This window comes from Massilia sp. 9I, assembly GCF_902506415.1.
GTDB lineage: Bacteria > Pseudomonadota > Gammaproteobacteria > Burkholderiales > Burkholderiaceae_D > Telluria.
This window is the reverse complement of record NZ_LR733275.1, coordinates 2,306,170-2,327,163: the sequence shown is the minus strand read 5'-3', so window position 1 is coordinate 2,327,163 and position 20,994 is coordinate 2,306,170. Positions and strand designations below refer to the sequence as shown.

At 62.6% G+C, this 20,994-nt stretch carries 19 protein-coding genes and 1 tRNA gene; 17 read left to right on the top strand and 3 right to left on the bottom strand.

Going from position 1 to position 20,994, the window contains the following annotated elements:
- Positions 1-14 precede the first annotated feature (14 nt).
- The 5 genes from GV068_RS10470 (at position 15) to GV068_RS10450 (ending at position 5,148) form a co-directional block, all read left to right on the top strand.
- Positions 15-365, top strand: coding sequence for a RidA family protein (locus GV068_RS10470; protein ID WP_159697261.1), 351 nt, complete (start codon positions 15-17; stop codon positions 363-365).
- 9 nt (positions 366-374) lie between these two features.
- A complete protein-coding gene (locus GV068_RS10465) occupies positions 375-2,615 on the top strand; it encodes a bifunctional (p)ppGpp synthetase/guanosine-3',5'-bis(diphosphate) 3'-pyrophosphohydrolase (protein WP_159697260.1) in 2,241 nt (746 codons plus the stop codon).
- Positions 2,616-2,764: 149 nt separating this feature from the next.
- Positions 2,765-3,571, top strand: coding sequence for an ABC transporter permease (locus GV068_RS10460; RefSeq protein WP_159697259.1), 807 nt, complete (start codon positions 2,765-2,767; stop codon positions 3,569-3,571).
- A gap of 15 nt (positions 3,572-3,586) precedes the next feature.
- Entirely contained in the window at positions 3,587-4,519 is a 933-nt protein-coding gene (locus GV068_RS10455) for an MlaD family protein (RefSeq protein ID WP_159697258.1), read from the top strand.
- Entirely contained in the window at positions 4,516-5,148 is a 633-nt protein-coding gene (locus GV068_RS10450; RefSeq protein WP_159697257.1) for a hypothetical protein, read from the top strand. The genes GV068_RS10455 and GV068_RS10450 overlap by 4 nt, the downstream gene beginning before the upstream one ends.
- 9 nt (positions 5,149-5,157) lie before the next feature.
- On the opposite strand, the gene GV068_RS10445 is transcribed toward GV068_RS10450, so the two are convergent.
- On the bottom strand, positions 5,158-6,675 hold the full coding sequence (locus tag GV068_RS10445) for a tyrosinase family protein (protein WP_159697256.1): 1,518 nt from the start codon (positions 6,673-6,675) through the stop codon (positions 5,158-5,160).
- Between the two features lie 421 nt (positions 6,676-7,096).
- On the opposite strand from GV068_RS10445, the gene GV068_RS10440 reads away from it, so the two are divergent.
- Positions 7,097-8,170 (top strand): GNAT family N-acetyltransferase, encoded by a 1,074-nt coding sequence (locus GV068_RS10440; protein ID WP_229464016.1) that lies wholly within the window; start codon positions 7,097-7,099, stop codon positions 8,168-8,170.
- On the top strand, positions 8,167-9,297 hold the full coding sequence (locus GV068_RS10435; RefSeq protein WP_159697254.1) for an acyltransferase: 1,131 nt from the start codon (positions 8,167-8,169) through the stop codon (positions 9,295-9,297). The genes GV068_RS10440 and GV068_RS10435 overlap by 4 nt, the downstream gene beginning before the upstream one ends.
- 88 nt (positions 9,298-9,385) lie before the next feature.
- Here GV068_RS10435 and GV068_RS10430 read toward each other — a convergent pair whose 3' ends face one another.
- Together GV068_RS10430 and GV068_RS10425 are read right to left on the bottom strand one after the other, a co-directional pair.
- The gene (locus GV068_RS10430; protein WP_159697253.1) at positions 9,386-10,333 is read right to left on the bottom strand and encodes an NAD(P)/FAD-dependent oxidoreductase; all 948 of its coding nucleotides are present in this window, start codon (positions 10,331-10,333) and stop codon (positions 9,386-9,388) included.
- Between the two features lie 102 nt (positions 10,334-10,435).
- On the bottom strand, positions 10,436-11,365 hold the full coding sequence (locus tag GV068_RS10425; protein WP_159697252.1) for a cation diffusion facilitator family transporter: 930 nt from the start codon (positions 11,363-11,365) through the stop codon (positions 10,436-10,438).
- A gap of 110 nt (positions 11,366-11,475) precedes the next feature.
- Between GV068_RS10425 and GV068_RS10420 the strand changes: the two genes are divergently transcribed.
- The 10 genes from GV068_RS10420 (at position 11,476) to GV068_RS10375 (ending at position 20,921) form a co-directional block, all read left to right on the top strand.
- A tRNA-Val gene (locus GV068_RS10420) sits at positions 11,476-11,552 on the top strand.
- 347 nt (positions 11,553-11,899) lie between these two features.
- Positions 11,900-13,810: a threonine--tRNA ligase gene (gene thrS / locus GV068_RS10415; protein ID WP_159697251.1), complete on the top strand. Its 1,911-nt coding sequence runs from the start codon at positions 11,900-11,902 to the stop codon at positions 13,808-13,810.
- Positions 13,811-13,842: 32 nt separating this feature from the next.
- On the top strand, positions 13,843-14,388 hold the full coding sequence (infC, locus tag GV068_RS10410) for a translation initiation factor IF-3 (protein WP_201303377.1): 546 nt from the start codon (positions 13,843-13,845) through the stop codon (positions 14,386-14,388).
- Between the two features lie 542 nt (positions 14,389-14,930).
- On the top strand, positions 14,931-15,128 hold the full coding sequence (gene rpmI / locus GV068_RS10405) for a 50S ribosomal protein L35 (protein WP_026354218.1): 198 nt from the start codon (positions 14,931-14,933) through the stop codon (positions 15,126-15,128).
- A 30-nt stretch (positions 15,129-15,158) separates the two neighbouring features.
- Positions 15,159-15,518: a 50S ribosomal protein L20 gene (gene rplT / locus GV068_RS10400; protein ID WP_027865360.1), complete on the top strand. Its 360-nt coding sequence runs from the start codon at positions 15,159-15,161 to the stop codon at positions 15,516-15,518.
- A 129-nt stretch (positions 15,519-15,647) separates the two neighbouring features.
- Positions 15,648-16,664: a phenylalanine--tRNA ligase subunit alpha gene (gene pheS, locus GV068_RS10395; protein WP_159697250.1), complete on the top strand. Its 1,017-nt coding sequence runs from the start codon at positions 15,648-15,650 to the stop codon at positions 16,662-16,664.
- A gap of 30 nt (positions 16,665-16,694) precedes the next feature.
- On the top strand, positions 16,695-19,121 hold the full coding sequence (gene pheT, locus GV068_RS10390) for a phenylalanine--tRNA ligase subunit beta (RefSeq protein ID WP_159697249.1): 2,427 nt from the start codon (positions 16,695-16,697) through the stop codon (positions 19,119-19,121).
- 154 nt (positions 19,122-19,275) lie between these two features.
- Positions 19,276-19,620, top strand: coding sequence for an integration host factor subunit alpha (locus GV068_RS10385; protein WP_159697248.1), 345 nt, complete (start codon positions 19,276-19,278; stop codon positions 19,618-19,620).
- Between the two features lie 12 nt (positions 19,621-19,632).
- Complete coding sequence (locus GV068_RS10380; protein ID WP_159697247.1) at positions 19,633-20,037, top strand: MerR family transcriptional regulator; 405 nt, start codon at positions 19,633-19,635, stop codon at positions 20,035-20,037.
- 251 nt (positions 20,038-20,288) lie between these two features.
- The gene (locus GV068_RS10375; protein WP_005667428.1) at positions 20,289-20,921 is read left to right on the top strand and encodes a response regulator transcription factor; all 633 of its coding nucleotides are present in this window, start codon (positions 20,289-20,291) and stop codon (positions 20,919-20,921) included.
- Positions 20,922-20,994 lie beyond the last annotated feature (73 nt).

Below are 20,994 nucleotides of genomic sequence, written 5' to 3'. Positions count from 1 at the left end.
ATAAGAAAGCAGCTATGGAAATCAAACGACTCCACGTAGGCAAGCGCCTGTCCGAAACCGCCATCCACAACGGCACCATTTACCTGGCCGGCCAGATCGCCGAAGACACCACCCAGGACATCGAAGGCCAGATGCGCGAGGTGCTGGGCCACGTCGACCGTCTGCTGAACGAAGTCGGCAGCGACAAGTCCTGCCTCCTGATGTGCCAGATCTTCATCTCGGATATGGCCCACTTCGCCGGCATGAACAACGTCTGGGACGAGTGGGTCCCGCAAGGCCACACCCCGCCGCGCGCCACCGTCGAAGCCAAGCTGGCCAACCCCGCATGCCTGGTCGAGGTCTGCGTCACCGCCGCACTGCGCTAATCAGACTCGATGGTATCAACCGCTTTACTCGGAGACGCCACCACCCAGCTGGTCCAGGGCTTGAGCAGGGAGGACTGCGCACGCGTCCAGGCCGCGCTCGACTACGCCAGCAGCGCCTACGGCGAGCGCCTCGCCGGCACCGGCCAGAACGCCTTCGAGTTCTCGCTCGGCGTGGCCGGCACGCTCTCTTACCTGAGCACCGATGCCGAGACCCGCATCGCCGGCCTGTTGTTCGAACTGGCGATGATGGATCCGTCGGTGGCCGGCTCGCTGGAAGACCGCTTCGGCAAGGAGGTATCCGACCTGGTGCAGGGCGTCTACCAGCTGATCCGCCTGCGCGACCTCACGGCCGGCAAGGAGCAGGTCGGCAGCGGCAAGAACGCGGCCCAGCAGGCCGCCGCCCAGGTGGAAACCCTGCGCAAGATGCTGCTGGCGATGGCGTCTGACATGCGCGTGGTCCTGATGCGCCTGGCCTCCTGCGCCACCAGCCTGCGCTACTTCGCCGATCAGAAGCGCTTCGACGACGTCACCCGCGCCTATGGCCGCGAGGTGCTCGACTTCTATGCGCCGCTGGCCAACCGGCTCGGCATCTGGCAGCTCAAGTGGGAACTGGAAGACCTGTCCTTCCGCTTCATCGAGCCCGATACCTACAAGCGTATCGCCAAGATGCTCGAGGAGAAGCGCATGCAGCGCGAAGGCTTCGTGGAGTCCTCGATCGCGCGCCTGCAGGGCGAGCTGGCGGCGGCCGGCATCAAGGCCGAGGTCTCGGGGCGGCCGAAGCACATCTACAGCATTTATAACAAGATGCGCGGCAAGGAGCTCGACTTCTCCTCGCTGTACGACGTGCGCGCCTTCCGCGTGATCGTCGAGGACGTCAAGACCTGCTACACGGTGCTGGGCATCGTCCACAACATCTGGACCCCGATCCCGAAGGAGTTCGACGACTACATCTCGCGTCCGAAGCCGAACGGCTACCAGTCGCTGCACACGGTCGTCACCGCCGAGGACGGGCGGCCGCTGGAAGTGCAGATCCGCACCCAGGAGATGCACAACTTCGCCGAGTACGGCGTGGCCGCGCACTGGCGCTACAAGGAAGAGGGCGGATCGAGTTTCAAGAGCCAGAAGTACGACGAGAAGATCGCCTGGCTGCGTCAGCTGCTGGCCTGGAAGAGCGACGTGGCCGACGTGGTCACCGGACAGGACGACCTGCAGAAGGAGTGGGTCGAGAAGCTCAAGGCGGCCACGCTGGACGACCGCATTTTCGTGCTGACGCCGCAGGCGCGCGTGCTCGAGCTGCCGCAGGGCGCGACGCCGATCGACTTCGCCTACCACTTGCACAGCGAAGTGGGCCACCGCTGCCGCGGCGCCAAGATCGACGGCGTGATGGTGCCGCTGAACACCCCGCTGCGGAACGGCCAGACCTGCGAGATCATTACCGCCAAGGGGCCGGCCGGCACGGCGGGCCCGTCGCGCGACTGGCTCAGCCCGGGCTATACGGTCAGCAGCCGCACGCGTTCCAAGATCCGCGCCTGGTTCCATGCGCTGGAACAGGAAGAAACCCTGGCCCAGGGCCGCGCGCTGGTTGAAAAATCCTTGCAGCGCGAAGGCAAGACCGCGGTCAACCTGGAAGCGCTGGCGCACAAGCTGGGTTTCGCCAAGGTGGACGAGCTGTTCATCCAGGTCGGCAAGGAGAAGTTCAGCCTGCGCCACGTGGAAGCGGCCCTGCACGAAACGGCGGAGGCGCCGCCGCCGGTCGACGAGGCCGTGGTCAACAAGAGCCGCGCTTCGAGCGTGGAGCAGGGCGCCAAGTCGGGCGTGCTGGTGGTCGGCACCGAAGGCCTGATGACCATGCTGGCCAAGTGCTGCAAACCTGCGCCGCCAGACCCGATCTGCGGCTTCGTCACGCGCGGCAAGGGCGTCTCGATCCACCGCCTGAGCTGCAAGAACTTCGCCGAGATGCGCGCCAAGGCGCCGGAGCGGGTGATCCAGACCGAATGGGGCTCGGCCGGGCTGGAGACGGTGTACCCGGTCGACCTGTTCATCCTGGCGATGGACCGGCAAGGCCTGCTGCGCGATATCTCGGACGTGTTCATGCGCGAGAAGATCAATGTGATCGGGGTGAACACCCAGAGCGCCAAGGGACAGGCGCGCATGGTGTTTACCGCGGAGATCGGGTCGACCGGGCAGTTGCAGAAGGCGCTGGGGGCGATCGGGGAGGTGAAGGGGGTGATGGAGGCGAGGAGGCAGTAAGGCTGTTTGGTGACCCGCGACCGTGGCACGTCGTCCCGGGCCTAGGCGTCCCCCTTGGCCGGGATCCAATCTTGCCCGAGCAGCCACTACCGTATCAATTTGATACAAAAACCAGACCCATCCATCGAATTTTGTATCATATTGACACCATGCGCCGAACCTTCAACCTCTACGCAAACCCAAGCCTGTGGGGCCTCGCCTTCGCACGCTACCTGCGCAGCTGGTGGTACATGGTGCACCTGGGCGCGGTCGCCATCGTGATGGCGCTGTCGCCCTCGACCTACAACCGCGAGAACCGCCTGGCTGCGGCGCGCTACATCTACGCCAGCACCTGGCAGGTGCTGCCCTGGTTCGGCTTGGCCTCGAGCCTGATCAGCCTCGTCATCATCCGCATCGTGCTGGTCACGGCCAAGAGCTACGGCCTGTCGCATTTCGCACTGGAGATGGTAGTGCGGGTGCTGGTGCTGGAACTGATTCCGCTGTCCGCCGCCATGTTCGTGGCCCTGCGCGCCAGCATGGCCTTCGACGCTTCGGCCCTGGGCCTGGCGCGCGCCGGCATGTCGCCGCAGGCCGCCAACGACGAAGCGCTGCGCCGCCTGCGCCGCGACATGGTGCCGCAGCTGCTGGCGAATGCTTTCGGGGTGCTGAGCCTGGCCATGGTCACCAGCATCATCGTGCTGCTGCTGGCTTACCTGAACGTCTACGGCCTGTCGCCCTGGGGCATGACCGACTACACCCGCACCGTCGGCCGCGTGTTCGCGCCCGCGGTGACGATCGGCTTCGTGCTCAAGACCGTGCTCTTCGGCCTGGCCGTGGCCCTGATCCCGACCGCCGCCATTCTCGAACTGCAGCGTTATCCGCGCCGCGTGAACGTTACCGTGCAGCCGGGAGCGCTGCGCCTGCTGTTCGTGCTGCTCGTGATCGAAGCCGCCTCGCTGGCGCTGAAATACATCTAACAAGAACAGGAAGCCATGACCGAACCCCTGCCGGACGAACCGAAACACGTTGAACTCAAGGCCATGATCCTCTTGGTGGCGATCGGCATCCTGGTCGCCGCCTTCATCGGCTACGTGATGCATGCGCGCGGCGTGTTCGAGCCGACCCAGCGCCTGGTGCTGGAGACCGACGATTCGTCCGGCGTGATTCCCGGCATGGACATGACCTTCGCCGGCTTCCCGATCGGCCGCGTGAGCCAGGTCGAGCTGGCGCCGGACGGAAAGGTGCGGATCCTGGTCGACGTGCAGAGCAAGGACGCCAAGTGGCTGCGCACCTCGAGCGTGTTCACGCTGGAGTCGAGCATCGTCGGCGAGACCCGCCTGCGCGCCTTCACCGGTCTCCTGAACGACCCCCCCCTGCCGCCAGGCGCCACCCGCTCGGTGCTGCGCGGCGACGCCACCGCCGAGATCCCGCGCATCGTCGCTACCGCTAGGGCCCTGCTCGAAAACCTGGAAAACATGACGGCTACCGGTTCGGACGTCAACGCGAGTCTCGCCAACATCAACACCCTGACCGGCCGCATGAACGGGCCGGGCGGGGTGCTGGGCGGCGTGATGGGCGGCGACGCCGAGGCGCGCCGCCTGCGCGAAGCCCTGGATCGCATCAACTCCCTGCTGGGCAAGACCGAGCAGCGCGTGTACGGCAAGAACGGCGTGATGGACGATGCCCAGGGCGCGATCCGCCAGCTACACGTGGTGCTGGAGGATGCCAGCGCCACGCTCAAGAAGGTCGACGCGGTGCTGGTCGAGGCCCAGGCCGTCGGCAAGAACGCGCGGGTCGCCACCGAAGACCTGGGCGCGCTGCGCGGCGAAGTCGACGCCAGCCTGCGCAAGGTGAACCGCCTGGTGGACGAGATCAACCGCAAGTGGCCCTTCGCTCGCAGCAACCAGGAGATCAAGCTGCCATGAGAATTCCAGTCTTCCTCGCTGTTGCCTTCCTTGCCGGCTGCGCCAGCAAGCCCTTGCCGCCCGACTGGCAGGCGGACGCTAAAGGAGCCCTCGACGGCTCGGTCGACGATTACCTGAAGGGGCAGACCAACGCCGCCAATGCGCAATTCCGCACTGCGCGTCTCGCCACCACCAGCACCGGACGCCCCGACTACGTGGCCCAGGTCGAACTGGTGCGCTGCGCCGCCCACGTGGCCAGCCTCGATTTCGACGACTGCCCCGGCTACGCGGCGCTGGCGCAAGAGGCGACGCCTGAACAGCGCGCCTACGCCGACTATCTCTACGGCCGCTGGGAGAGCCTGAACCCCGCGCTGCTGCCCGAACAGCACCGCCCCGTGCTCGCCACAGGGCAGGTCGCAGGCGTGGCCGATCCGCTGGCGCGCTTGGTCGCCGCCGGCGCCGCCTTCAAGGCCGGACGCATCTCGCCGGACGGTGTCGACCAGGCGATCGACACGGCTTCCAATCAGGGCTGGCGCCGTCCGTTGCTGGCCTGGCTGGGCGTACAGGCCCAGCGCGCCGATGCAGCCGGCGACAGTACGGAAGCCGGTCGGATCCGTCGCCGGATCGCATTGGCGTCCGGAGGGCGCTAAGCGTTCCCTTCAGCGTTTTTCCGGTCGGGGCGGCCGGCCGTACCATCCCGGAGGTTTGGGCAGCGGTGGGGGCTCTGCCTGTTCAACTTCGTATGAGAGCTCGGTACGAATTTCGCCGACCTGTATTGTCCTGCCGATTGGGGGATTGTTTCCATCGACGCGGACCCAGGACAATGACAATCCCGAGAAATCGGTGATGGCTTGTTGCGCCAGCAGGTCCGATACATCGTATTCGAGGCTGGCGGGGCCATGATGCGATGCAGCCGCGATCTGGAACGCGCCGAGCGTGCCGACATAGGTCTGCGTCCTGACTGCAGGCGTACCGACGGAGGGTGGCATGTTCAGGTACAAGGCGTAAAAATATCCTCCACGGCTGCCCGCATCGCTGACGATCGGCTTGTCGACGACAAGCTTCACCGCGCCAGCCTTGCTGGGGTTCCTGGTCCTGAGCTCATTCTTTCGCAGCGTAACCGCGCGCGCGAGTTCGCTGGCATCGCGCTTGCTCAGGCTTAGCTCGATCGACGCGGAGCCTTCGTCCAATGAGAGTTCGATGGCGCCTCCAAGCGAGCGCCGGGTCGGTGAAATTTCACGACCCGGGGAAGGGGAGATTGCGCGGAAGGGAGGGCGTTGCTGGTCTGGCTCTGCGGTATTGGCCGCAAGCCTCGTCGTTGCGGACTGGGTAGCGCTGGCAATAGGCGGTAGCGCGCTTGGTACGCTGTTCCCTTCGTAGTCATTGCCGAGCCAGGTTGGAATCAAGGTCAGGAACCGATCAAGGCTCAGGTCGGTCGCGTAGACGTGCATGCCGGCCCAGTACGGATCGCTGTTTGAGGGAGAATAGGGAAAAGCGGAGAGGGGTATTCCCTTGCCATCGGGAAGTGCCCACGCATGGGTGAGGCGATCGACATTCGCATGATGCAGGTAGAAGATCGGGTCCAGGGGCGACTGCATCGTGGCCATGATCCCGCCGATGAGGTCGTGCACCGGATTATGAACGTTCTCCAGTTTCGGTTCGAAGGCATTCCAGGTCCCACGCTGGAAGTTGTAGACCGTGGGCGCGAACGGCGAGAGGCTGAGGGCGTTGCGGACGTTCGCGCTCATCCGCTGCAGGTAGAGCGGATTGCCCGGGCTCGGGTCCGTGAACTCGGCGGGCATCGTTGCATATGAGTAATAGTCCCAATAAGGAATATTCAGCAAGGGATCGCCGGACAGGATCTGCAGCTGTCGCTCGAAGAAGTGGAGATATCCCCGGTGCCACGCGATGAAGTAGGGGGTCCCATGGGGGCAGTAATTCACATGGACATTGGCCCAGTAGCGCAGCGAATTGCGGTCGGCCTGGTTGGTATTGGCCCGCATTGCCGCGATTGCACTCAAGAAGGATTTGTACTGGCTTGTTTTCTTGAAGTGCTGCCATTCCAGGCGTGTGCGGTAACCCGATTGGGCCAGTGCGGATCCTGGAAAGCATTGTGCAACGGCGACCCCCAGAGCGGTTTTGAGCAAAGTCCTTCGATACGCATGTTTCGGTTCCATTTTTCCCTCCCTCAGCAAACTGTCAACAGCTAATCGCTTGAGTGTAGGTTGAGCCTGCAAAGTCGCGCCGCGCTTGCTTGGTAAGTTTGATGAAGATCAAACTTACCTTTTAGTTTGTCGTTGATGGCTGACATTGCTCATACCCTATTTTCTCAATTTGCGCCTGTCCCCTGAAAACCTGGCTTGTCTATAGGAATCGCTGCACGGAAGAGAATGTATTGGTTTGCGCTTCATCAAACCACTGTTCTGCCCGCCGCAGACAATACGTGCAGGCTTTGCGGTGATTCAAACAGGATTGGTACGCTGGAAGTATTGCCCGCATCTCTTTCGTCCTCGGCAAGCGATTGTCTGCGCTGCCGGGAACTGCTCACAGCGTGCGCTGAATTCATTACCCGCCTCGGCATGGCGTTCTGGAGAAATGATGAGCGTGATCTCCTGGAAGGAGAGAGACGGTGTTTCCGTGTCTTGCTACAAGGACGAGGTGCCGGCGTGGGCTGAATCCGCCATGGCGGCACGTTATGCGGTCTTGCATGCGTCGATACCTTTCCTCCGAACTTACCGATCTCTGCACGGGGCGGGATGTTATGTGGCATCACGTGAAGAAGGGCCAGTCGAGATTCTCGTCTACCGGTACGGCGACCGCTGCATTCGGGTATTAAATGAAATGTTGCACCTCTCCACTGGGGAGGCAGCACGATTTATCCGGTGTATGTTTGCCATATTTCCGGATGCGGCGCTCATCAATTTCAAGGCCGTCAGCACCGACTTGCGGGACTTGCACTACCCGGTCCAGCAATATCGGTCGAAACACACCTTCGTTATCGACTTGCCTCAAACACCTGACGAGTATCTTGCCCGTATTGGAAAGACGACGCGCGCCAGTCTCCGCCAGCAGATGAATACTTTGAAGCGCGTCTTTCCTTCGTTCTCGCTGAAATGCATGTCGGGCCAGGAAATCGACCTTGCCAGCTTGCGCGCCATTACGGAGTTCAGCGAACAGCGAATCAATGCCAGGGGTGTCAGGCTGCGGCACGATATCGCGCGCATGGCCGAGCTGTGCACGGCATGCGGCTTCGTCGTGATGCTGCTGATTGACGGCCGTATGTGTGCTGGTTCCATCAACTATCGCGTGGGCAGCGGTTTTTTCGGCGACGTTACCTGCTACGACCCCGCATACCAGAAGTACGGCTTGGGAAAGCTGTGCACCTACTTCACGGTCTGCGAGAGCATCCGGCGCGGCGGGCGGAAGTTCTACCTTGGCGGTGGAGAATTCGACTTCAAGGAGCGGATGCTGGGCAAGCGGGTCGACATGGACCAAGTGCACATCTATCGTTCTTACCGCCGGGCTTTTGCAAGCCCGCGAAGCGTTGCCACCGCCTTTGTCGAAGGACAGTGCCAACGTTGCCGGACAATGCTTCATGAGCGCAAGGACGGTGCATTGGCCAAGCTTGCCTTCAACTTGCTGCAGGCATACCGGAACAGGATCGCCAAATGAAGGCCGCCCCGACAGGACGTGTGGCTATTTCCGGACCCCGTCCGCCGCAGGCCGCGAATCCGGGAGCACCGGCACAGGGAGCCGCGGGTATGGCCGATGTGCACTCGCAGAACCTTGACGTGCTGCGTGCGATGGCGGTGGGGTTCGTGGTAATCAGTCATTTGCTGATCGAGTATTCGCAGCTCATGTTAGGCCGATTCCATGTTCAGAGCCTGGGAACCCTAGGGGTGCTGATTTTTTTCGTTCACACCTGCCTGGTCCTGATGCAGTCGCTGGAGCGGCACGGGAGCACGGGGAAACATGCGACACGGGGAGGAAGCTTTCTGCTCATGAGGGCGTTCAGGATCTACCCGATGAGTATTCTGGTTGTGCTCGCCGTCAGCCTGGTCGAGCGCCTGTGGTCGCAGGGAGGACCAAGCATCACCACAATCGTGAGCAATATCCTCCTGATCCAGAATCTCACGGGGGCACCCTCCGTCACACCGGTCCTGTGGAGCCTGCCGTACGAGGTACAGATGTATCTGTTCCTGCCGGCTCTGTTTGTCCTGGCAAGCCTGGCGGGGCAGCGCGCGTGGTGCTGGATCGTCGCGTTGTGGATCGCTGCAATTGTTGTGATCCTGCTGGTCTGGCGCCTCGGACTGAACTATGAGCTGGTGAAATTTTTCCCCTGCTTTTTACCGGGAGTGCTTGCCTATTGCTTGCGTCATTCTCCACGCCGCTACCCGGCGGCGTTTCTCTTCCTATTCGTTTGTGCAGGGGCGGTCAGCTTTCCCGCTTTGGTCGGCATGGGCTGCAGCGCGACGGTCCTGTCCTGGGTGTTCTGCCTGTTGTTAGGCTTGATTCTTCCGCAATGCAGGGAGTTGCGTACCGCATGGCTGCGCTCATGTGGCAAGACGATCGCACAGTACTCCTATGGGATTTACCTCGTGCATGTGCCGATTCTTTACCTGCTCTTCCGCCATTTTCACGCAATTCCCAGACCTGTCGCTTTGCTGCTGTTCGGCGTGGTCGTACCCCTGCTTGCGTTTCTTGCTTATCACTGGATTGAAAAGCCGGGTATCGCTTATGGCCGGGTGCTGGCACGCCGTATCAACGGTGTGGCGGTCCAGAAGCCGCTGAGCGTGTAAGTGCCGTGAAGCCGTCAGTGCGGCTTTACCAGGCCAAGTCCACCAGGCGCGATCGCGTCTGCGACGTGGGAGCCTAAGGCGACGCCGTTCAGGCGCTGGCCGCCGGCCGCAAGGCCCAGGGCAGGGTGTTGTGGATGGTGGTCGCCGCCAGCGCTGCCTGCCCGGTCGCGACCGCGATCTGGTTCAGTCCGCGCGTGACGTCGCCCACCGCGAACAGGCCAGGCACGCCGGTGCGGCAATGCTCGTCGACCAGCAGCTTGTGGCACTCCACCGTCTCGGCACCCAGCCCCTTTGCCAGGTCGGAGCGGGCGTGCTCGCCCAGCATCGGATAGAACACGTCGCAGCGGTAGTCTTCGCCGTCCTTGGTGTGCAGGATCGGCTTCATGTCCTCGCTCATGGTGACGCCCGCCAGCGGCGAGTCGACCAGGGTGACGCCGGCGGCGGCGAGCTTCTGGCGCTCCTCGTCGTTGAGCGTCGACACCGGGCCGCGCTCGAACAGCAGGACGTCGGCGCTGAAGGTGCGCATGAAGAGGGCGTGCCCGACCGGGCTGGCGTCGGAGGTGACCACGCCGATGCGCTTGTCGATCACGTCCCAGCCGTCGCACACCGGGCACAGGCGCACGGCGCCGCTGCGCACCGCCTCGTCCCAGCGCTCGACCGGCATGCCGGCGTCGGCCACGCCGGTGGCCAGCAGCACGGTCATGGCGCGGATCTGGCACGGCTCGCCGCCGTCGCCCGGGACGTAATCGCCGACGAACACGCCGTCCTCCAGCCGCAGGTCGAGGATCTCTCCCTGCATCACACTGCCGCCGTAGTTGGCGAGCTGGGCGCGCAGGTTCTCGAGCAGCTGCAGCCCGTTGATTCCATCGGGGAAGCCTGGGTAGTTGTGCGAGACAGGGATCCAGGACAGGCGGCTGTTGCCCTTGTCGACCAGTGCGACATGGCGGGTGAAACGGCGCAAGTAGACCCCTGCCGTCAGTCCGGCCGGGCCGCCGCCGATGATGAGCGTGTCGAATACGGTGCGGGAGCAATCCATCCGCCGATTATGCGGCGCGCGCGCAAGGCCGCGTATCGGCGTGCGGGCAGGGCTCGGGTAAGAGGGCGCTTACAAAAGTTTCAAAGTGGTTTCAAAGCGGTTTCAAAGCGACTTCCCGCCCGCCGCCTCAGGCTGCAGGGTCACGTGGTCGATCCCGTGCTTCGCGCGCAGCATGGCGCGCACGGCGGCCAGCACGGCCGGCCATTGTTCCAGGCTGGCGATCTCGAGGTGGCCGATGAGGGCAGGGTGGCCGGGCGACATGTCCCATACGTGCAGGTCGTGTACGTCGAGCACGCCGTCGATGGCCTGCAGATCGGCGCCGACTGCCAGGTAATCGATGTCGTGCGGCACGCCCTCCATCAGGAAATGATAGGACTCGCGCAGGATGCTGTAGGTGGAGCGCAGGATCAGCAGTGCGACGAAGATCGACAGGATCGGGTCGACCCGCAGCCAGCCGGTGAAATAAATGATGGCGCCGGACGCGATCGCGGCCACCGAGCCGAGCAGGTCGCCCAGCACGTTCACCAGCGCGGCGCGGGTGTTGATGCTCTGGTTGTCGCGCGACAGCACCCAGGCGACGATCAGGTTGATCGAGGCGCCGATGGCGGCCACCACCAGCACCACGCCGCCCTGCACCGGTTCGGGATGCCGCAGGCGCTGGCTGGCTTCCCACACGATCCAGGCCACCAGGGCCAGCATGGCAAGGCTGTTCACGAATGCGGCCAGGGCCTCGGCCCGGACGAAGCCGAAGGAGTGGCGCGCCGAGGGAGGGCGCTTGGCGATGGCCTGGGCCATCAGCGCCAGGCCGAGGGCGGCGGCGTCGGTCACCATGTGGCCGGCGTCCGAGATCAGCGCGAGCGAATTCGAGAAGACGCCGGTCACGGCCTCGATGACGGCGAACAGCAGCGTCATGCCGAGCGCGATCCCGAGGGTGCGCTGGCTGCGCCCCTCGATGACGTGGGCATGTTGCGCATCGCCGTCGAGGTGGGCGTGCAGGTGTTCGGAAGCGGCTTCTACTTGTTGGCTTGACATGCTCGCAGTGTAAATCAAAGCGGCGGCGGGGAGCGTTACGGGCTCGCCAGGAAACTTTTTCGGGTGCAAGCCTTGCTTAAGCGCGGTGCGCTCCTTATAATGGAGGAATCGGGCGGTTAGTTCAGCTGGTTAGAATACTTGGTCGACATCCAAGGGGTCGCAGATTCGAATTCTGCACCGCCCACCAGAATACCCCAGAGGCTCAAAGAAGCGTAGCGAGCGGCGGCAGTTCTGGTTGAGAAGCGCAGCCGTACTTTAGTACGGCGAGCATCGCAAACCGGAAATGCAACGCGCAGTAGCTTGTTTGAGTCTCGTACTGTAAGAGCGAGAAAGGCACCGACGGTTATGACACCGCGAACTACGACTATGTTGTGGGGGAATCGCTAGACGCGGTACGGTGGTCTTTTGTCCAAAGAAGCTCGACAACACTGAAGAAAACGCGCCTGGTGCGCGTTTTTTTTCGTCCCTAGATTTTTCACAAGTTTCAAGATCTTCCTACTTACCCGGCGCCCAGCGCCTCGATTGGAGAACAGCATGCTCAACGTCCGACTCCCAGATGGCTCCAGCCGTCAGTTCGACGGCCCCGTGACCGTCGCCCAGGTTGCCCAGAACATCGCGCCGAGCCTGGCCAAGGCCGCGCTCGCCGGCAAGGTCAACGGCAAGGTCGTCGACACCTCGTTCCTGATCGAGTCCGACGCCGACCTGGCCATCGTCACCGACCGCGATGCGGACGGCCTCGAAGTCATCCGCCATTCGACCGCCCACCTGCTGGCGCACGCCGTCAAGGAACTGTTCCCGGAAGCCCAGGTCACCATCGGCCCGGTGATCGAAAACGGCTTCTACTACGACTTCTCGTACAAGCGCCCGTTCACCCCGGACGACCTGGCAGCGATCGAAAAGAAAATGGCGGAACTGGCCAAGAAGGACGATGCGGTCACCCGCAAGGTGCTGCCGCGTGACGAGGCCGTCGCTTACTTCAAATCGATCGGTGAAGACTACAAGGCCGAGATCATCTCGTCGATCCCGGCGAACGAGGACGTGTCGCTGTACTCGCAGGGCGGTTTCACCGACCTGTGCCGCGGTCCGCACGTGCCTTCGACCGGCAAGCTGAAGGTCTTCAAGCTGATGAAGCTGGCCGGCGCCTACTGGCGCGGCGACTCGAAGAACGAGATGCTGCAGCGCGTGTACGGCACCGCCTGGGCCAAGAAGGAAGACCAGGAGCAGTACCTGCACGTGCTGGAAGAGGCGGAGAAGCGCGACCATCGCAAGATCGGCAAGCAGCTGGACCTGTTCCACTTCCAGGACGAGGCTCCGGGCCTGATCTTCTGGCACCCGAAGGGCTGGACCGTCTGGCAGCAGGTCGAGCAGTACATGCGCAAGAAGTACCAGGTGAACGGCTACGACGAGGTCAAGGCGCCGCAGATCCTGGACGTCACCCTGTGGCAGAAGACCGGCCACTGGGATAACTACCGCGAAAACATGTTCACCACCGATTCGGAGAACCGCTCCTACGCGCTCAAGCCGATGAACTGCCCGGGCCACGTGCAGATCTATAACTCGGGCATGAAGAGCTATCGCGACCTGCCGCTGCGCTACGGCGAGTTCGGCCAGTGCCACCGCAACGAGTCCTCGGGCGCGCTGCACGGCATCATGCGCGTGCGCGGCTTCACCCAGGACGACGGCCACATCTTCTGCACCGAAGAACAGATCGAGGCCGAAGTGACCGCCTTCCACGCCCAGGCGATGCAGGTGTATGACGATTTCGGCTTCAACAACATCGACGTCAAGCTGGCGCTGCGCCCGGAAAACCGGATCGGCACCGACGAAGTGTGGGACGAGGCGGAAGAGGCGCTGCGTTCGGCGCTGCGCGCCTGCGGCGTGGAATGGACCGAGCTGCCGGGCGAGGGCGCCTTCTACGGTCCGAAGATCGAGTACCACCTGAAGGACAGCCTGGGCCGCCCATGGCAGGTCGGCACCATGCAGGTTGACTTCTCGATGCCGGGCCGTTTAGGGGCTGAATATGTCGCAGAGGACAACACCCGCAAGGTGCCGGTCATGCTGCACCGTGCGATCGTCGGCTCGATGGAGCGTTTCATCGGTATCCTGATCGAAAACTACGCCGGCGCACTGCCGCTGTGGCTTGCCCCGGTCCAGGTTGCTGTTCTGAACATTTCTGACGCGCAAGCAGACTACGTCAAGCAGGTCGAAGCGAAGCTGCGCGCGGCAGGCCTGCGCGTTCACGCTGATTTGCGGAACGAGAAGATTACTTATAAAATTCGTGAGCATTCTGTCCAAAAACTGCCTTACATTTTGGTTGTTGGCGATAAAGAACGTGAAGCAAATACCGTGGCCGTGCGTGCCCGCGGCAATGTCGACCTCGGCGTGATGCCGGTCGATTCGCTCGTGGAGCGTCTGGTAGGCGAAGTCGCCTCCAAGGCGAAGTAAGCGAAAAACCGCTACACTATGCGCCGGCTTACATTCATACTTTCAAAGGAAACAACATAGCTACTGACAAACAGCATCGCATCAACGGCGAGATCACCCATCCCGAAATGCGCCTGAACGGTGTGGACAACGAACCGCTGGGCATCGTGAGCCTGGCGGAAGCGTTCCGCATGGCCGAAGAAAAGAACGTCGACCTGGTCGAAATCGCACCGAACGCGGTGCCGCCGGTCTGCCGCCTGATGGACTACGGCAAGTTCAAGTACTCGGAGCAGAAGAAGGCGCACGAAGCCAAGCTGAAACAGAAGATCATCCAGGTCAAGGAAGTCAAGTTCCGTCCGGGTACCGATGAAGGCGACTACAGCATCAAGCTGCGCAACCTCATCAAGTTCCTGGAAGAGGGCGACAAGACCAAGATCACGCTGCGCTTCCGCGGCCGCGAAATGGCGCACCAGGACATCGGTATGCGCATGCTCGAGCGCCTGCGTACCGATCTGGAAGAATACGGCCAGGTCGAGCAGTTCCCGAAGCTCGAAGGTCGCCAGATGATCATGGTGGTTGCGCCGAAGAAGAAGAAGTAATTCTTCGCGTCGTCAGATGAATGGGCCGGGTCTGGGTATCAGCGCAAGCTGGTATCCGGGCCCGGCCTGTGTCCGTTTGTGCGGCGCGAGTTGGCGTTTGCCACCGTCGTCCCGGCGGAGGCCGGGACCCAAGTTGCCGAGGTGCCGACCACGCCTCCTTCCACCCACTCCCTCAGCCCGTCATTCCCGGACTAGGCGTCCCCCCTTGGCGGGAATCCAAGTTTCTTCGCCTGCCACTAACGCACGCGGTCTCACTGTGCGGAGGAATTGGATCCCGGCCTGCGCCGGGATGACGACTCAGCGGGAATTGGTGAACGGTGGCGTTGGCGGCCCGCACCGTCATCCGACAAATCCCGATCCTCACCCCAACAATTCCGACCAAACCTGTGCTATCATCTGCGGTTCCTGTTTTTAAAAAGCAGGTTGTAGTCGACAGGTAGTGGCGTCGGCTGCAAGACAAGTGAAAGCAGGCATCCAAGAGCAGCGTTGCCGCCACCTGCAATCCTGTCGTATAGAGGCTGTCCATAAAAGGGCAGAATACTATGCCAAAAATGAAAACCAAAAGCTCCGCGAAGAAGCGTTTTCGCGTGCGTCCGGGTGGTACCGTCAAGTCGGGTATGGCGTTCAAGCGTCACATCCTGACCAAGAAGACCACCAAAAACAAGCGTCAACTGCGCGGCACCCGTAACATCAATGCATCGGACGTGACGAGCGTCTACCGCATGATGCCTTCCGCTTAATCTCACTAATCATATACAAAGGGAGCTAATATGCCTCGAGTAAAACGTGGGGTTACTGCACGTGCCCGTCACAAGAAAGTCCTTGAACTTGCTAAAGGCTACCGCGGCCGTCGCAGCAAGGTATTCCGTATTGCCAAGCAAGCAGTCATGCGCGCTGGCCAGTACGCCTACCGCGACCGTCGTAACAAGAAGCGCGTCTTCCGCGCACTGTGGATCACCCGTATCAACGCGGCTTCGCGTTCGCACGGCATGACCTACAGCGCCTTCATGAACGGCCTGAAGAAGTCCGGGATTGAACTGGACCGTAAAGTCCTGGCCGACATGGCTGTGCACGACAAGCCGGCATTTGCCGCGATTGTCACCGCCGCCAAGGCCAAGCTGGCTGCCTAATCAGTCAGTTAGCTAGCAAGACCAGCTTCCCCGGCAACGGGGAGGCGAAAAGAGCGGGGCACGGTTAATCACCTGTGCCCCGTTTTTGATTGTGGCTCCTGCCACCACACAAACAGGAAAAGAACAAGCATGCAATCGCTGGAAGATCTCGTCTCCTCGGCCCAGGCTGACTTCACCGCCGCCGCGGACGCCGCCGCGCTCGAAAATGCAAAAGCCAAATACCTGGGCAAGACCGGCCAGGTCACCGACCTGATGAAGGGCCTGGGCAAGCTCGACCCTGAACAGCGCAAGGCGCAGGGCGCCCTGATCAACGCCGCCAAAGAAAAAATCGAACAGGCCTTGACCGCCCGCCGCGACGACCTCGCGAATGCGCAGCTGATGGCGCGCCTGAACGCGGAAAGCATTGACGTGACCCTGCCGGGCCGCGGCAGCTCGAAGGGCGGCATTCACCCGGTGATGCGCACCTGGGAGCGCGTCGAGCAGATCTTCCGCTCGATCGGCTTCGACGTCGCCGACGGTCCCGAGATCGAAACCGACTGGACCAACTTCACCGCACTGAACAGCCCGGAAAACCACCCGGCCCGTTCGATGCAGGACACCTTCTACATCGAGGGCAATGACAGCACCGGCAAACCGCTGCTGCTGCGTACCCACACCAGCCCGATGCAGGTGCGCTACGCGCGCACCCATACGCCGCCGATCAAGGTGATCGCGCCGGGCCGCACCTACCGCGTCGACAGCGACGCCACCCACTCGCCGATGTTCCACCAGGTCGAAGGCCTGTGGATCGGCGAGGACATCAGCTTCGCCGACCTCAAGGGCGTGTACCTGAACTTCGTCAAGGCCTTCTTCGAGACCGACGACCTGCAGGTCCGTTTCCGTCCGTCCTACTTCCCGTTTACCGAACCGTCGGCCGAGATCGATATCGCCTTCGGTTCCGGTCCCCTGAAGGGCCGCTGGCTGGAAGTGTCGGGCGCCGGCCAGGTCCACCCGACCGTCGTGCGTAACTTCGGCCTGGATCCGGAAAAGTTCATCGGTTTCGCGTTCGGCTCAGGCCTCGAGCGCCTGACCATGCTGCGTTACGGGATCAACGACCTGCGCCTGTTCTACGAGGGCGATCTCCGTTTCCTCAAACAGTTCAACTGACACCTCGACGTAAGAAGAAGGCTAAAGAATATGCAATTCTCTGAAAACTGGCTCCGTTCGATGGTCGATCCGAAGATGACCTCGGAGGAACTGTCGCATCTGCTCACCATGTCCGGCCTGGAAGTCGAGGAAGTCGAACCGGTCGCGCCGCCGTTCACCAACGTGGTGGTGGCCGAAGTCAAGGAAGTGGCCAAGCACCCGGACGCCGACCGCCTCAACGTCTGCGAGGTGGACGTGGGCACCGGCACCTTGCTCAACATCGTCTGCGGCGCGCCGAACGTGCGCGCGGGCATGAAGGCGATCTGCGCCAAGGCCGGCGCCGTGCTGCCGCCGGGCGCCGACGGCAAGCCCTTCGCGATCAAGGTCGGTAAGCTGCGCGGCGTCGAGTCGCAGGGCATGATGTGCTCGGCCAAGGAACTGAAAATCTCGGAAGAGAGCAGCGGCCTGATGGAACTGCCGGCCGATGCGCCGGTCGGCGCCGACATCCGCGACTACCTGGGCCTGGACGACCTGAAGTTCACCATCAAGCTGACCCCGAACAAGGCGGACTGCCTGTCGGTGCTGGGCGTCGCGCGCGAAGTCTCGGCGCTCACCGGCACCCCGCTGCACGTGCCGACCACCAAGCAGGTCGCCGTCAACGTTGATGAAACCCTGCCGGTGAAGATCTCGGCGCCGGACCTGTGCGGCCGTTTCTCGGGCCGCGTCATCCGCGGCCTGAACGCGCGCGCCGCGACCCCGGACTGGATGAAGCAGCGCCTCGAGCGCAGCGGCCAGCGTTCGGTCTCGGCCCTGGTCGACATCTCGAACTACGTGATGCTGGAAGTCGGCCGTCCGTCGCACGTGTTCGACCTGAGCAAGATCCACGGCGGCCTGGACGTCCGGTGGGGCAAGAAGGGCGAGACCCTGAAACTCCTGAACGGCAACACCATCGAGGTCGACGAGTGGGTCGGCGTGATCGCCGACGACAAGGAAATCGAATCGCTGGCCGGCATCATGGGCGGCGACTCGACTGCCGTGACCCTGGACACCACCGACATCTACCTGGAAGCCGCCTTCTGGTGGCCGAACGCCATCCAGGGCCGTGCGCGAAAGTACAACTTCTCGACCGACGCGGCGCACCGCTTCGAGCGCGGCGTGGACTACGCGACCACGGTCGAGCACATCGAGCGCATCACTGCGCTGATCGTGGAGATCTGCGGTACCGACGCCACCCGTGTCGGCCCGGTCGACGACCAGGTCGTGAACCTGCCGCAGCGCCAGCCGGTCGCCATGCGCACCGCCCGCGCTGCCAAGGTGATCGGCGTGCCGCTGACCGACGCCGTCGTGGCCGACATCTTCACGCGCCTGCAGCTGCCGTTCACGCATGCCGAGGGTGTATTCCATGTGACCTCGCCGTCCTACCGTTTCGACATCGAGATCGAGGAAGACCTGATCGAGGAAGTCGCGCGCGTCTACGGCTTCGAGAACATCCCGACCCGTCCGCCGGTGGCGCCGACCGCGATGTTGATCGAGCCGGAAAACACCCGCTCGCTGTTCGCGATCCGCCACCAGCTCGCCGACCTGGGTTACCAGGAAGTGGTCAACATGAGCTTCGTCGAACCCCAGTGGGAGCAGGATTTCGCCGCCAACAGCGATCCGATCCGCCTGCAGAACCCGATCGCCAGCCAGATGAGCGTGATGCGCTCGAACCTGGTCGGCAGCCTGCTGGCCAACGTGCGCTACAACGTCAACCGCAAGGCCGGCCGCGTGCGCGTGTTCGAAGTCGGCGCCGTGTTCAAGCGTAACGCCGCCATCCAGGACGGTCCGCTGTCGGTTGCCGGTTTCGAGCAGCCGAAGCGTGTCGCCGCCATTGCTTACGGCCCGGCCAACGACGAGCAGTGGGGCGAAAAGACCCGTGCCGTCGATTACTTCGACGTGAAAGCCGACCTGGAAGCGCTGTTCGCACCGAGCGTGCTGCGCTTCGTGAAGGGCGAGCACCCGGCGCTGCATCCGGGCCGCAGCGCCTTCGTCGAGCTGGACGGCAAGCACATCGGCTTCATCGGCGAACTGCATCCGCGCTGGCTGCAGAAGTACGACCTGCCGCAGGCGCCGGTCCTGTTCGAGGTCGACGCCGACGCGCTGCGCCAGCGCACGGTGCCTGCCTATGCCGAAATTTCGAAGTTCCCGGGCGCGACGCGCGACCTGGCGCTGGTGGTCAGGCAGGACGTGTCGGCCCAGGAAGTGCTGGACGCTTTCCATGCCGAGCTCGCAATGAATCCTGGCGGAAAGATCGTGCAAGCCGTTGTTTTGTTTGATGAATACCGCGGCAAGGGCCTGGAGACGGATGAAAAAAGCCTTGCTTTCCGCTTTGGCTTGCAAGATACTCAATCGACGCTGCAGGACGACGCGGTGGACGCTATCATGGCGGCCGTGGCCCGTTCGGCACAAGAAAAAGTCGGCGCCAAGCTGCGCGCATAAGAGCTGGACCGAGGCGCTTCACGAAGCGCCTCAACCGTTCCAATACATCGTTTCTTGAAGGTAGGGCTTCAAAATTAATAACAACGACGTTGATTCGGCCGTATTCCAGGAAGCGCTGGCGGCTGATCTGCATCGCGCGACCCAGGTGGCGCGCATGCGGAAGGAAGCAGAGCAGGAACTCCCGACCCTGACCAAGGCCGAGCTGGCCGAGCTGCTGTTCGAGCAGGTCGGCCTGAACAAGCGCGAAGCCAAGGACATGGTCGAGACCTTCTTCGACGAAATCCGTAACGCGCTCGAGCGCGGCGAGGCGGTCAAGCTGTCCGGCTTCGGCAACTTCCAGTTGCGCGACAAGCCGCAGCGGCCGGGCCGCAATCCGAAAACCGGGGAAGAGATCCCGATCACGGCGCGCCGCGTCGTGACTTTCCACGCCAGCCAGAAGCTCAAAGGAATGGTCGAGGAGACCAACCCTCCAAGTAACTCGCTGGCCCGAGCTGCCTGAGTAAAGTCCTAGATGAGCGAACGAGCGAACAAGCCTGAACCCGTTGTGCTGCCGACCATTCCGGCGAAGCGCTATTTCACCATTGGTGAAGTCAGCGATTTGTGCGGCGTCAAACCGCACGTGCTGCGTTACTGGGAACAGGAATTTACTCAACTGAAGCCGGTTAAACGCCGAGGTAACCGTCGCTATTATCAGCACCACGAAGTGCTGTTGATCCGCCGCATCCGCGAACTGCTCTACGAGCAGGGTTTCACCATCAGCGGTGCGCGCAACCGCCTCGACGGCCGCGGCCACGAGCTGGCCAGTGCACCCGAAGCCGAGCTGCCACCGCCGGCGCCCACCCTCGACATCGAGATGGTGCGGACCGAGCTGCAAAACATCCTCGCGCTTCTCAAGCACGGCACCAGCGTCGCCTGAATTCGCCGGCGGCCATGCGCCGCAGGTGAAAATGGGGCGGCCAAGTCTCTCCGCACCATCAAATCCGTTAAACCTTGTGTTGAGCGATGCTGCCCATACATGTCGCGCATAACTCAACAAGTGTGTGCCTTGATGCCCCGCGCCATAGTGATAGAATGTCACTTGCGGTCATGCTGAATCGGGGCATGCAAGCCGGGACGTATTGCACGGACCTGGCACTTTCCTGAAAAGGGAAAATTTAAGGGAAGACAATGATACGCGTTGCCATTTGTGACGATCACCAAATAGTTCGAGCAGGGTTCAAACAGATTTTCTCGTCGTCGGGCGATTTCGAAGTCGTCGCCGAAGGCGCCACCGGGCGCGAAGCCCTCGACATCGCACGCCGCGAGATCTGCGACGTGCTGCTGCTCGACATCGCCATGCCGGACCAGTCCGGCATCGATATCTTGCGCACCATCCGCCAGGGTCAGCCGAACCTGCCGGTGCTGATCCTGTCCGGATATCCAGCGCAGCAGTACGCGCTGAACCTGTTCAAGATGGGCGCCAACGGCTACCTGAACAAGGAGTGCGAGGCCGACGAGCTCAAGACCGCGGTGCGCACCGTCTACCAGGGCCGCCGCTACGTGAGCTCGACCGTGGGCGAACTGCTCGCGCAAAGCTTCGACCGCGACCCCAATACGGCGCTGCATACCGAGTTGTCGGACCGCGAGTTCCAGGTCTTCTTGCGCCTGGCCAAGGGCGCCACCGTGTCCGACATCGGCAATGCACTGTCGCTGTCGATCAAAACCGTGTCGACCTACCGTACCCGCATCATGGAAAAGATGGGCCTGCAGTCGAACTCCGACCTGACCTATTACGCCATGAAGAACAACCTGCTCGACTGAGCAGACAAGCAAACGCGCCGGCCAGCCGGCGCGTTTTTCTTTCCGGCTGAAAACTCTTTCCAGCCAATAGTTG

Excerpts from the sequence above, each read along its gene's own strand:
- pheT (WP_159697249.1), top strand. The coding sequence starts at position 16,695 with ATGCAATTCTCTGAAAACTGGCTCCGTTCGATGGTCGATCCGAAGATG.
- GV068_RS10450 (WP_159697257.1), top strand. The coding sequence starts at position 4,516 with ATGAGAATTCCAGTCTTCCTCGCTGTTGCCTTCCTTGCCGGCTGCGCC.
- thrS (WP_159697251.1), top strand. The coding sequence starts at position 11,900 with ATGCTCAACGTCCGACTCCCAGATGGCTCCAGCCGTCAGTTCGACGGC.
- GV068_RS10440 (WP_229464016.1), top strand. The coding sequence starts at position 7,097 with ATGAGCGTGATCTCCTGGAAGGAGAGAGACGGTGTTTCCGTGTCTTGC.
- GV068_RS10385 (WP_159697248.1), top strand. The coding sequence starts at position 19,276 with ATGCGGAAGGAAGCAGAGCAGGAACTCCCGACCCTGACCAAGGCCGAG.
- GV068_RS10375 (WP_005667428.1), top strand. The coding sequence starts at position 20,289 with ATGATACGCGTTGCCATTTGTGACGATCACCAAATAGTTCGAGCAGGG.
- GV068_RS10465 (WP_159697260.1), top strand. The coding sequence starts at position 375 with ATGGTATCAACCGCTTTACTCGGAGACGCCACCACCCAGCTGGTCCAG.
- GV068_RS10470 (WP_159697261.1), top strand. The coding sequence starts at position 15 with ATGGAAATCAAACGACTCCACGTAGGCAAGCGCCTGTCCGAAACCGCC.
- GV068_RS10435 (WP_159697254.1), top strand. The coding sequence starts at position 8,167 with ATGAAGGCCGCCCCGACAGGACGTGTGGCTATTTCCGGACCCCGTCCG.
- pheS (WP_159697250.1), top strand. The coding sequence starts at position 15,648 with ATGCAATCGCTGGAAGATCTCGTCTCCTCGGCCCAGGCTGACTTCACC.
- GV068_RS10460 (WP_159697259.1), top strand. The coding sequence starts at position 2,765 with ATGCGCCGAACCTTCAACCTCTACGCAAACCCAAGCCTGTGGGGCCTC.
- GV068_RS10425 (WP_159697252.1), bottom strand. The coding sequence starts at position 11,365 with ATGTCAAGCCAACAAGTAGAAGCCGCTTCCGAACACCTGCACGCCCAC.
- GV068_RS10430 (WP_159697253.1), bottom strand. The coding sequence starts at position 10,333 with ATGGATTGCTCCCGCACCGTATTCGACACGCTCATCATCGGCGGCGGC.
- rpmI (WP_026354218.1), top strand. The coding sequence starts at position 14,931 with ATGCCAAAAATGAAAACCAAAAGCTCCGCGAAGAAGCGTTTTCGCGTG.
- GV068_RS10455 (WP_159697258.1), top strand. The coding sequence starts at position 3,587 with ATGACCGAACCCCTGCCGGACGAACCGAAACACGTTGAACTCAAGGCC.
- GV068_RS10380 (WP_159697247.1), top strand. The coding sequence starts at position 19,633 with ATGAGCGAACGAGCGAACAAGCCTGAACCCGTTGTGCTGCCGACCATT.
- GV068_RS10445 (WP_159697256.1), bottom strand. The coding sequence starts at position 6,675 with ATGGAACCGAAACATGCGTATCGAAGGACTTTGCTCAAAACCGCTCTG.
- rplT (WP_027865360.1), top strand. The coding sequence starts at position 15,159 with ATGCCTCGAGTAAAACGTGGGGTTACTGCACGTGCCCGTCACAAGAAA.